At 48.7% G+C, this 11,432-nt stretch carries 7 protein-coding genes; 3 read left to right on the top strand and 4 right to left on the bottom strand.

Features of this window, described 5'->3' with window-relative positions; all coding sequences use genetic code 11:
* Positions 1–32 precede the first annotated feature (32 nt).
* The 4 genes from ASD40_RS06525 to ASD40_RS06540 are packed head-to-tail and all read right to left on the bottom strand — an operon-like array spanning position 33 to position 3,376.
* A complete protein-coding gene (locus ASD40_RS06525; protein ID WP_057302524.1) occupies positions 33–524 on the bottom strand; it encodes a hypothetical protein in 492 nt (163 codons plus the stop codon).
* 25 nt (positions 525–549) lie between these two features.
* Entirely contained in the window at positions 550–1,731 is a 1,182-nt protein-coding gene (locus ASD40_RS06530; RefSeq protein WP_063860204.1) for an MGDG synthase family glycosyltransferase, read from the bottom strand.
* Between the two features lie 57 nt (positions 1,732–1,788).
* The gene (locus ASD40_RS06535; RefSeq protein ID WP_057302525.1) at positions 1,789–2,364 is read right to left on the bottom strand and encodes a thymidine kinase; all 576 of its coding nucleotides are present in this window, start codon (positions 2,362–2,364) and stop codon (positions 1,789–1,791) included.
* A 34-nt stretch (positions 2,365–2,398) separates the two neighbouring features.
* Positions 2,399–3,376 (bottom strand): HD domain-containing protein, encoded by a 978-nt coding sequence (locus ASD40_RS06540; RefSeq protein ID WP_057302526.1) that lies wholly within the window; start codon positions 3,374–3,376, stop codon positions 2,399–2,401.
* A 99-nt stretch (positions 3,377–3,475) separates the two neighbouring features.
* Between ASD40_RS06540 and ASD40_RS06545 the strand changes: the two genes are divergently transcribed.
* The 3 genes from ASD40_RS06545 to ASD40_RS06555 all read left to right on the top strand — a co-directional run bounded on the left by ASD40_RS06545 (position 3,476) and on the right by ASD40_RS06555 (position 10,521).
* Complete coding sequence (locus ASD40_RS06545) at positions 3,476–4,093, top strand: YdcF family protein (protein WP_057302527.1); 618 nt, start codon at positions 3,476–3,478, stop codon at positions 4,091–4,093.
* Positions 4,094–4,295: 202 nt separating this feature from the next.
* Positions 4,296–8,888, top strand: coding sequence for a glutamate synthase large subunit (gene gltB, locus ASD40_RS06550; RefSeq protein ID WP_057302528.1), 4,593 nt, complete (start codon positions 4,296–4,298; stop codon positions 8,886–8,888).
* A 148-nt stretch (positions 8,889–9,036) separates the two neighbouring features.
* The gene (locus ASD40_RS06555) at positions 9,037–10,521 is read left to right on the top strand and encodes a glutamate synthase subunit beta (protein WP_057302529.1); all 1,485 of its coding nucleotides are present in this window, start codon (positions 9,037–9,039) and stop codon (positions 10,519–10,521) included.
* The last annotated feature ends 911 nt before the right edge of the window (positions 10,522–11,432 follow it).

An 11,432-nucleotide genomic window follows, 5' to 3' on the forward strand; every position in this document is an offset into this window, starting at 1 on the left:
CGCGGCAGCAACATGTCTTTTGCACCATCTTATTAGTTCTTCGGCTGATCGCCGCCATTACTACCGTTTCCGGTACTGTTCCCATTTCCGTTAAAAAACGTAGTCGTCAGTGCACGAATCTTCTCCATGAATTTCCCGTACCCATATCCGGTAAGAAACGCCACACTGATACGAGCGGCCATCGAGTCCCCGACTTGCAACAGTAGGATGCCGCTCTCGAATAAGACGATGGTAATGATCGCTGATCCAAAGCATAGTATCGGGCGCATCAGGTACCAGTACACCCACTGTGTGGTGAGGTCGTGGTAATGCTCATGAAACATGCGCAGTCCATACAGCGCCCCGCCTAAAGCTCCTGCAAATCCAAAGCACGCATACTCGTGATACTGATTTACGTCAATTCCGAGCAGTTTCCCCTGAACAGAACCGCTGCCAAGCACAGCCATCATCCAGAGGCTTCCGACGAACCAGATAAGCAAATAAGTGAAGATGAACTGCTTGCCGAATCGGTGAAGGGGATCCATAAATAAAACACCGCCCTATACATGGTTAATACCATTGTATGAGCGGTGTTGTTGTTGATGCCTGCACATAGGGGCGCTTCTCCGATAACTTTAAATATTGCATGATGGCTGCGGAGCAGTCTTGCGCCGTATATTTTTGATGGTTGCGGATATCTGTTCTACGTTTCACAAGCTCGGGATACTGTTCAAGCAGTAAATTGAACCAGTGATCTATCATCTCTAGCGAAATAATTTTCTGACCATAACCCTGTTCCTGAAAATAGTCGCAGTTCTTCTCTTCTTGACCTGGAATGGGGCTGTAGAACAGCATCGGAATGCCCTTGGCCATCGCTTCTGTACAGGTCATCCCGCCAGGCTTCGTAATGAGCAGATCGGAGATGTCCATCAGCTTGTTAATCTCGCTAGTGTAACCGATTAGATGTACGTTAGGCTGCCGGAACACGTCTTCCTCGAGTAGCTGTTGACGCGCTTTTTCATTCGTACCCAAGCAGATTAGAAGCTGGATATCCTTGCTCCAACTTGCCAAATACGTCAGCAGTTCTTCCTTTTCTTCCTTTTTAAATACACCCCAACCGCCGCCCATGACCATAACAGTGGGCATGGCTTTTAGACCAAATTCTTGGCGAATCTGCTCTTTGCTATGTTCCAAACGGAAATTAGGATGCACAGGAATTCCCGTGACTTCAACATGCGTTTCCGGCACACCGCGGCCTATCAAACGTTCTCTCACCATGGGTGTTGAAACCAAGTATTTGTCTACGGCTGGATCAATCCATGTGCCATGAACGTCGTAATCGGTAATGACGGTGAAGAGAGGAACATGAAGTCCAGCTCTTTTGAGACGAGAGACGATAATGCTTGGAAAAGGATGCGTGCAAACGATGATATCTGGTCTTAGCTGCTTGATGATTGCTTTCGTCTGGGAGTAGAAGATACGATGCAGAACAAGCCCAGCGACGCGACTCGGCGACTTTTCGTACTGATTACGGTAAAGCATACCATAGAGTTTGGGTTGTGATGTAACCGTGCGGCGGTATGCCGAAAAGATCCAAGGTGCCAAGGTAGGATGCAAAAAAGCGCCAAGCTCGATCACGCGTGTAATAATCTCAGATGAGCTCTGCCTAAGCTCCACTGAAAGCGCGTGAGCCGCTTGCGTATGACCTTTCCCGAAGCCCTCGGATAAGAGCAAAATCCGTTTTTTTCGCAAGGAACTCACCTTTCTTAGTAAAACCATTTCTTTGTGACCTATTTATAAGTATAGCCATTAAATTTGTGAAGACTTCCGCTTAGCTGCATAACATTTACGACACACAGGTACATAGCTTTCATTACCGCCAATTTGAATCTGCTCACCGTGGAAGATCGGCTCCCCGTCTTTGCAGCGCATGTTCATAATTGCTTTTTTGTCGCAATACCAACAGACGGTTTTGATCTCCTCGATCGTGTCAGCTACGGCTAATAAGGCATCGCTTCCTTCGAATAATTGCCCCATGAAATCAGCTCTGAGTCCATAAGCAATAACGGGAATATCCAATTCGTCCACAATTTCAATTAATTGAGCAACCTGCTCTTTATTCAAAAACTGCGCTTCATCAACCAAAATGCAGTTTGGGCGTTCTGTGCTCGCGAGTGCAATCATATCCAAGTCCTTGTCCACCACGGTAGCGACCTTTTGCATGCCGATTCTGGAGACAACTTTGCCAACCCCGAAACGGTCATCTACGACGGACGTGAGGAGCAGTACTTTCTTTCCTTGTTCTTCATAATTGTGTGCGACTCGTAAAACTTCAATTGATTTACCACTGTTCATAGTACCATAACGGAAATACAATTTTGCCAAGCTGGGCCATTCCCCTCTGCGGATGTAATAAATGTTATATGGTGAAAAAGTAAGTGGCTGTCATACTATCGAGTTCTGCCAGCTTGACGGCGGATTGAAAGCTTGCTTCTGAAGCGAGCTTATCGCCGATCAGCGGCTGTTTCTTGTAAGGCTTTCGAATTTTGACTTCTATACTGCCTGGAACAGGCTCCCCAGTGATTTGAATCCGTTGGGGCTCGTACATCAGCACATGGATGATTTCCCTGGAAATCGCATTATTGCTTTGCAAAAGCTCCTGGATCAATTCGTGATCCATAAGAGATGGAATACGTTCCTTCATGCCGGGATTCGACTCGCAGTGATGAGCAGCGGCCTTGGCCAGCAAAGCATCCATCGCAAGGAACTGCGGGTTCAGAAAGAGCCGGTGGTCCTCCACGACCGCATGAACCAGTGCAGCAGCCGTATCTTCGTCAGCTTCCACATAATGACCGCGTAAGCGAAGCCCTTTGACAATCTCAGAGGGTGGCCGTATTTGTTGTCCGGCATAATAAGTGTCCCTTAGAAAGCTATCCAGATGATCGAGCCCGAGAAGCGTTGTTTTATTCGTTAGAGGGCTGTCTTGATTTAAAATATCCACAATTGATGGTGGAGAAATGCCGTGCTTGATAAGAATATCAGCAACAACGCCGCGCCTAATTAATTGCTCAGTCTGCTGGTGATGATCGTACCCTAGTGTTCTCTCAACCGCATGGGAGAATGGCAAGTGTCCGATATCATGTAGAAGTGCAGCAATTCGTAGATGAGGTTCATCTGGGCAAAAGTGAGCCATTAATGACCAGACGCCTACGGTATGTTCATAACGGGAATGTGTCATCGGTGAAAAAAGCGCAGATGCCCCGAAGTGATGCAGAAACTTCAGACGGCGAACCGGCTGCGACCGGAAAAGCTCAACTTCAATCGGATGGGCATTCATTTGCCATTGATAAAGAGGCTCCCAGATCGTTCCGGTTGAAAAAGTATGCTGTATACTCAAAACAGAGTTCCTCCTAGGCTGTGGAATCTGGATGTATGTTCTTTGCAGCGGTATAAGCTATCATAGCATGAAACATAGAAAGTTTGCTATCATGGGCCTATGAAAAAGAAAGTCAAAACTTGGCTTTGGATACTCGTCGCTTTGTTCCTAATCATCCTGTTTTACTTTTCTTTCATGAGTTGGAAAGTTAACTATACTTGGAAACATTCCCATGGAACTCCTAGTGATTGTATCATTATTCTAGGCGCTGCGGTATGGGATGGCAAGCCGAGTCCGGCTTTACGTGAACGATTGGATATTGCGGTAGAGGCTTACGGGAGCGGATTAGCTCCGAGTATTATTGCGAGTGGGGGGAAAGGCGGCAGTGAACCCTCTGAAGCTGAAACGATGAAACGTTATTTAATGGAGAAAGGAGTACCGGAGCGGGCTATCCTTTTAGAGGAGAAGTCTCGAAGCACCATGGAGAATTTGCAGAACAGTCAGGCGATTATGATGGAAAAAGGTTATCGGACAGCGGTTATTGTAACGCATGGCTTCCATGCTTATCGGGCATCTCTGATGGCGAGAAGCCTAGGAATTACATCGACGGTCGAGCCAGTACAGATTCGTCCGCTCTCATTGACGTACTATACGTTAAGGGAGTGTGCAGGCATTGCTATTTTCACGCTGGAATCTATTATAATGAAACCCTTTTCATATTATTTATTTTTGAATTGAACTATAAGATATCAAGTGTTAATATAATATAAAAAATATTGAGAATATTTCATCTAATTAATTAGCTTGGTTTAGATGGAATAGGCATTCGCGTGTCATCACTTTTTAGCGCTTTAACGCGTGCGTCCAAGGGTAAACGACTCCATTGTCCGGGCAAGGACGAAGAGTACAACCAAAAACGAGGGAAGAAAGGTTGCACAACATGACTAAAATTGGATTACCTCCCAAACAGGGATTGTACGATCCGGGGTTTGAGCATGATGCGTGCGGTATTGGCTTTGTTGCCAATATCAAAGGTGTCAAATCACATGAAATCGTCAAGCAGGCGCTTCGTGTCCTTTGTAATTTAGATCATCGCGGTGGTCAAGGCAGTGACCCGAAAACGGGAGACGGGGCAGGCTTATTGATGCAAATCCCGGATACGTATCTTCAGTCCGCTTGTGAGAAGGAGAATATAAAGCTCCCTGCTGCTGGCAGCTATGGTGTAGGTATGGTTTATTTACCTCAGGATTTGGAGGCACGCCAAGCATGTGAGAGTATAATTGAGCGAATTGTCAAACAAGAAGGGCAGCAATTCCTCGGATGGAGAACCGTTCCAACGGATAACAGTTCTTTGGGAGATACCGCGAAGTCAGCGGAGCCGTTTGTTCGTCAAGTCTTTATCGGTCAAAGTGAAGATGTTACGAGCAACTTGGATTTTGAGCGTAAGCTATATGTTATTCGTAAGCTATCTGAAAACGCTATCAAATTATCTCATCGTGAATCGCAATTTTACTATTCTAGCTTGTCTAGCAGAACGATTGTATATAAAGGAATGTTAACGCCTGCGCAAGTAGACGCTTATTACATTGAATTACAAGATGAGAAAGTAGACACCGCACTCGCACTCGTTCATTCCCGCTTTAGTACGAACACATTCCCGAGCTGGGAACGTGCACATCCGTACCGCTATTTGATTCATAATGGTGAAATTAATACCCTGCGCGGCAATGTGAACTGGATGCATGCCCGTCAAGCTATGTGCGAAACCGAATTATTCGGCGAAGATTTCAAACGCATTCTTCCTGTTATTGATACGGATGGCTCCGATTCACAAATGTTTGATAATACATTAGAATTCCTCATGCTTTCCGGACGTTCGCTGCCGCATGCAGCGATGATGATGGTGCCAGAACCTTGGTCCAAACACGAAACGATGGATGATGAGAAGAAGGCTTTCTACGAGTACCACAGTACACTGATGGAGCCGTGGGACGGTCCAGCAGCCATTGCTTTCACCGATGGCAGTCAAATTGGGGCAATCCTTGACCGTAATGGCTTGCGGCCATCGCGTTACTATGTAACTACCGACGATTTAATCGTACTGGCTTCAGAAGTGGGTGTCTTGGATATTGAGCCTGAGCGTATTCTGTACAAAGATCGTCTCAGACCAGGACGCATGCTGCTTGTTGATACGGTAGAAGGACGCATCGTGACGGATGAGGAAATCAAAAGCCGCATCGCTGGCGAACAGCCTTACCGCGATTGGCTGAACGAGCACCTTATCTCACTTGAAGACTTGGAAGATGCACCAATCGTTCTCGGTTCCGACCATGACACGGTACTGCAGCGTCAGCATGCATTTGGTTATACCTTTGAACAACTGCGTAAGACACTGGAGCCAATGGCCAAAACGGGTGTAGACCCTATTGGTTCAATGGGTACAGATGCACCGCTTGCCGTGCTTTCCGATCGACCGCAGCTGCTATATAACTATTTTAAGCAATTGTTTGCGCAGGTTACCAACCCGCCGATCGATGCGAATTTCGAAGAAATCATTACAGCTCAAGGTACGACAATCGGTCCTGAGCGCAACCTGATTAACCCTGAACCGGAGAGCTGTCGACAAATCCGGTTGCAATCGCCTTTCCTCTCCAATAAAGAGCTGGCGAAGCTGCGTCATATTAATCGCGATGGCTTCAAAACTGTTACCTTGCCTACACTATTCGAGGCGGCCGAAGGTACAGCGGGTCTGGAAAGTGCTATGCAAGCCCTTTATGCTGCTGCTGATCAAGCCATTGTGGAGGGCGCTTCATTATTAATCCTTTCAGACCGTGGTGTGGATAGCCGTAAGGCACCGATTCCGGCGCTGCTTGCCACTTCGGGACTCCATCACCATTTGATTCGCCAAGGCACACGGACCAAGGTGAGCTTGCTAGTAGAGTCAGGCGAGCCGCGTGAAGTGCACCATTTTGCTTTGCTGCTCGGTTATGGCGCAGGGGCTATTAACCCGTATCTCGCGTTGGAAACGTTAGACGACATGATTGGTCGTAAGCAGCTAGTTGGCGTTGATATTGAGAAAGCGACATATAACTACATTAAAGCGGTAACGAAGGGCGTTGTTAAAGTCCTGGCGAAAATGGGTATTTCCACGATCCAGAGTTATCGTGGGGCGCAAATTTTCGAAGCGATTGGACTTAGCCAAGAGCTCATCGATTCGTATTTCACATGGACTCACACACCTGTTGGCGGGATTGGTATCGATATTGTGGCTAAGGAAGCTTTGATTCGCCACAACCGTGCTTTCTCCGAGCAAGAGGGACGCGATAAGGTGCTGGACACCGGCGGTGATCTGCAATGGCGAAGAGATGGAGAAGACCATCTGTATACACCGGAAACAGTGCATGCCCTACAATCAGCCGTTCGTACGAACAACTACGCGATGTATAAGAATTTCTCGAAGCTCATCAAACGTGAGGATGAGAAATATATGGCTTTGCGCGGGCTTCTGAGCTTCAAGGAAGGCCGACAACCGATCCCGATCGAAGAGGTGGAGCCGATCGAGTCGATCTTCAAGCGCTTCAAGACGGGAGCCATGTCCTATGGCTCCATCAGTAAAGAAGCGCATGAGACGATTGCGATTGCGATGAACCGCATCGGCGGCAAGAGCAATACCGGCGAGGGCGGCGAGCATCCAGAGCGTTTCACGCCGGATGCGAACGGCGACCTTCGCCGCAGCGCAATCAAGCAGGTGGCGTCCGGCCGCTTCGGCGTCACAAGCCATTATCTCGTCAATGCTGACGAGATTCAGATCAAGATGGCGCAGGGCGCGAAGCCCGGCGAGGGCGGTCAGCTCCCGGGAACCAAGGTGTACCCTTGGGTAGCCGAGGTTCGCGGCGTTACGCCAGGCGTAGGCTTAATCTCGCCGCCGCCGCATCACGATATTTATTCGATCGAGGATCTGGCAGAGCTGATCCACGATCTCAAGAATGCCAACCCGCGGGCACGGATCAGCGTTAAGCTGGTATCCGAAGTCGGTGTTGGCACCATCGCTGCGGGCGTAGCCAAAGGGAAAGCGGACGTTGTCCTGATTTCCGGCTACGACGGAGGTACAGGCGCGTCGCCGCAGACGAGTATTCGTCACGCGGGACTGCCGTGGGAGCTCGGTCTGGCGGAGACGCATCAGACGCTCGTACTCAACAACCTGCGCAGCCGTATCGTCGTCGAGACAGACGGCAAGCTGATGACGGGGCGCGACGTTGTCGTAGCTGCCCTGCTCGGGGCTGAGGAGTTCGGCTTCGCTACAACTCCCCTCATTACAATTGGCTGCGTAATGATGCGCGTGTGCCATCTGGATACCTGTCCGGTTGGGGTTGCTACGCAAAATCCGGAGCTTCGTAAGAAATTTGCCGGGGATCCGCAGCATGTGGTCAATTTCATGACCTTCATCGCGCAGGATGTGCGTGAGATGATGGCTGAGCTTGGCTTCCGCACCATTGAAGAGATGGTCGGCCGTACAGATGTGCTTGAGTCTAAGCAAGCTGTCGAGCATTGGAAAGCTAAGGGCGTCGACTTATCGCCGCTTCTGCACCAACCAGAGATGGGCGAGCATGTAGGCCGTTTCTGCCAAATGTCGCAGGATCATGGTTTGGATCGCTCTTTGGACGTAACGAAGCTGCTCGCTATTTGTGAGCCTGCTATTGAGCGCAAGGAGCATGTGCATGCCATCCTGCCAATTAAAAACGTCAACCGTGTTGTCGGAACGATTGTAGGTAGTGAAGTTACACGTCGTCACGGCGTGGACGGATTACCTCACGATACGATCCGCCTCCACTTTAATGGTTCTGCGGGACAAAGCTTCGGTGCTTTCGTACCGAAAGGGATCACGCTTTCGTTGGAAGGTGATGCGAATGACTACGTTGGTAAAGGTTTATCCGGCGGTAAGCTGGCTATCTTCCCTTCCAGTAAGTCGAACTTTGTTCCTGAAGACAACGTGATTATTGGAAATACAGCGTTCTATGGCGCAACCGACGGGGATGCTTACATCCGTGGTATTGCAGGCGAGCGTTTCTGCGTAAGAAACAGCGGTGTGCGAGCAGTTGTCGAAGGTGTAGGCGACCATGGTTGTGAATACATGACAGGCGGCCGTGTTGTTGTTCTCGGTTCTACGGGACGCAACTTCGCAGCAGGTATGTCAGGCGGTATCGCCTACGTGCTGGATGAGAAGGGGGACTTCTCAAGTAAGGTGAACAAAGAAATGGTTTACCTAGAGCAGTTGGAAGAAACGTATGAAATGAACGAACTGAAAACGATGATTCAGCATCATGCCACATTTACGGATAGCAGCGTTGCCCACCAAGTTATTCAGCACTGGGATGAGTACGTTTGGAAGTTCGTGAAAGTTATACCGAAGGACTACAAACGGATGTTTGATGCTATCGAAAAGGTGAAACGCTCCGGACTAAGCCAACAAGAAGCCGTCATGGTTGCTTTCGAGGCGAATATGAGGGATGTTTCACGTGTCGGTGGAAACTAACGAATCAGACTAGATGCTGACGAAGTAAGTCTTGCATAAGCAAAACATGTGACTCTTGCTTCCGATGCCAGCTTTTCTAGCGAAGAACTCAGCACATGCTTACGAAGTAAGTTTTCTAGCGAAAACTCTCAGGAGGGACTAAACGTAAATGGGTAAACCAACTGGCTTTATAGAACATCGTCGCGAAGTGGCAACTGAAGCTGCTCCCCTAGTTCGGATTGGACATTGGAAGGAGTTTGCGACGCCGCTGACTGAAGATAAATTGCAGACGCAAGGGTCTAGATGTATGGACTGTGGGATTCCATTTTGTCACACGGGGGCGTTGATCAGCGGCATGGCCGCTGGTTGCCCAGTTAATAACCTCATTCCTGAATGGAATGATCTGGTGTATCGCGGTCAATGGAGAGAGGCTCTGGACCGTCTGCATAAGACGAACAACTTCCCTGAGTTCACGGGGCGTGTATGTCCGGCGCCATGTGAAGGATCTTGTACAGTAGGTCTGAAGGATACACCGGTTACGATCAAAAGCATCGAGAAAGCCATTATTGATAAAGGCTTCGATGAGGGCTGGATTACACCTGAGCCTCCGGAAGTGCGCACAGGTAAGAAGGTAGCTGTCGTAGGCTCGGGTCCGTCTGGACTCGCTGCAGCAGCGCAGCTAAACAAAGCCGGACACTGGGTAACCGTGTTCGAGCGTGCAGATCGTGTGGGCGGACTGCTCATGTACGGGATTCCGAACATGAAGCTGGATAAGAAGTACGTCCAGCGTCGTGTGGATCTGCTGGAAGCCGAAGGGATCACGTTCGTTACCGGCGCTCACGTTGGTGTGAACTACCCGATCGAGAAGCTGCAGGAGGAGTTCGATGCCATCGTTCTGTGCGGCGGTGCAACGAAAGGCCGCGATCTTCCGATCGAGGGCCGTGAGCTAGGCGGCGTCCACTTAGCGATGGAGTTCCTGAGCAAGAACACGAAGAGCTTGCTGGATTCCGAGCATGCCGACGGCGAGTTCATTTCCGCCGAAGGGAAGGATGTTATCGTCATCGGCGGCGGTGACACGGGTACGGACTGCGTGGGCACATCTTTGCGTCACAAAGCGAAGAGCGTTACGCAATTTGAGATTATGCCCAAGTCGCCGGACACACGTCCTGCGAACAATCCTTGGCCGGAATGGCCAAAAGTCCACAAAGTGGACTACGGTCAACAAGAAGCGGCTGCGGTGCAAGGCGAAGATCCGCGCCAATACTTAATCAACACGAAGAAATTCGTGGGGGATGAGAATGGCAACTTGAAGGAACTGCACACGGTGCTCATCGAGTGGCAGAAGAACGAGAAAGGCCAATTCGTTCCTGTGGAAGTTCCGGGCAGCGAGAAAGTATACCCAGCTCAGCTGGTACTGATCGCGATGGGCTTCACAGGACCGGAGAACACGGTGCTGGATCAACTCGGCGTCGTCAAAGATGAGCGCTCCAACGCGAAAGCGGACTACGGTAAGTTTGCGACAAGCGTAGACGGTGTCTTCGCTGCCGGTGACATGCGTCGTGGGCAAAGCCTCGTGGTTTGGGCGATCAACGAAGGTCGCGCAGCGGCTCGTGAAGTAGATCGTTACTTGATGGGTTCGTCGAACTTACCATAAAGATGCGGAGAAGAGGAAGGAACCCTTGGTTTGGGTTCCTTCCTTTTTTTAAGAATGAAGAAAGGTATAAGTTTTCTGAGGTATGAGAGATTGAGATGATTCCATTGCACATAATCCAATCTGCAGATCATAATGTTATACCCATCCCTTAGAATACTGCATATTTTCCAATGAGAGTTGACGTAGCCAATTCAAATTCTTATTGTTGGAAAGCGTGCAATAACCTGCAGCCAGTGTATAGGCTGTAAAGATATTTTTCCTCGTTACGGATGCGAGGGGATGTGGAATCGTGTCTGTAACGATGTTTTTCATTCTTACAGACGTGAAAAAAGCAGTTTTGTGCGCTGAGCGAGGCTGTAAAGATATTTTTCATCGTTACAGTCGCGAGGGGGAAGTGGATCGTGTCTGTAACGATGTTTTTCATTCTTACAAACGAGAAAAAAGCAGTTTTGTGCGCTGAGCGAGGCTGTAAAGATATTTTTCATCGTTATGGATGCGAGGGGAAGTGGAATCGTGTCTGTAACGATGTTTTTCATTCTTACAAACGAGAAAAAAGCAGTTTTGTGCGCTGAACGAGGCTGTAAAGATATTTTTCATCGTTACAGATGCGAGGGGGAAATGGAATCGTGTCTGTAACGATGTTTTTCATTCTTACAGACGAGAAAAAAGCAGTTTTGTGCGCTGAACGAGGCTGTAAAGATATTTTTCATCGTTACAGGTGCGAGGGGAAGTGGAATCGTGTCTGTAACGATGTTTTTCATTCTTACAGACGAGAAAAAAGCAGTTTTGTGCGCTGAGCGAGGCTGTAAGGATATTTTTCACACTACAAATGCATCAAACCTAACATGAAAATATTGTTAGAATAATTTCCTATATAAGGAATAATATGATGTATTTTCGTGGACGAATAC

Source organism: Paenibacillus sp. Root444D2 (assembly GCF_001426375.1).
Lineage (GTDB): Bacteria > Bacillota > Bacilli > Paenibacillales > NBRC-103111 > Paenibacillus_E.

Excerpts from the sequence above, each read along its gene's own strand:
- ASD40_RS06545 (WP_057302527.1), top strand. The coding sequence starts at position 3,476 with ATGAAAAAGAAAGTCAAAACTTGGCTTTGGATACTCGTCGCTTTGTTC.
- ASD40_RS06525 (WP_057302524.1), bottom strand. The coding sequence starts at position 524 with ATGGATCCCCTTCACCGATTCGGCAAGCAGTTCATCTTCACTTATTTG.
- ASD40_RS06555 (WP_057302529.1), top strand. The coding sequence starts at position 9,037 with ATGGGTAAACCAACTGGCTTTATAGAACATCGTCGCGAAGTGGCAACT.
- gltB (WP_057302528.1), top strand. The coding sequence starts at position 4,296 with ATGACTAAAATTGGATTACCTCCCAAACAGGGATTGTACGATCCGGGG.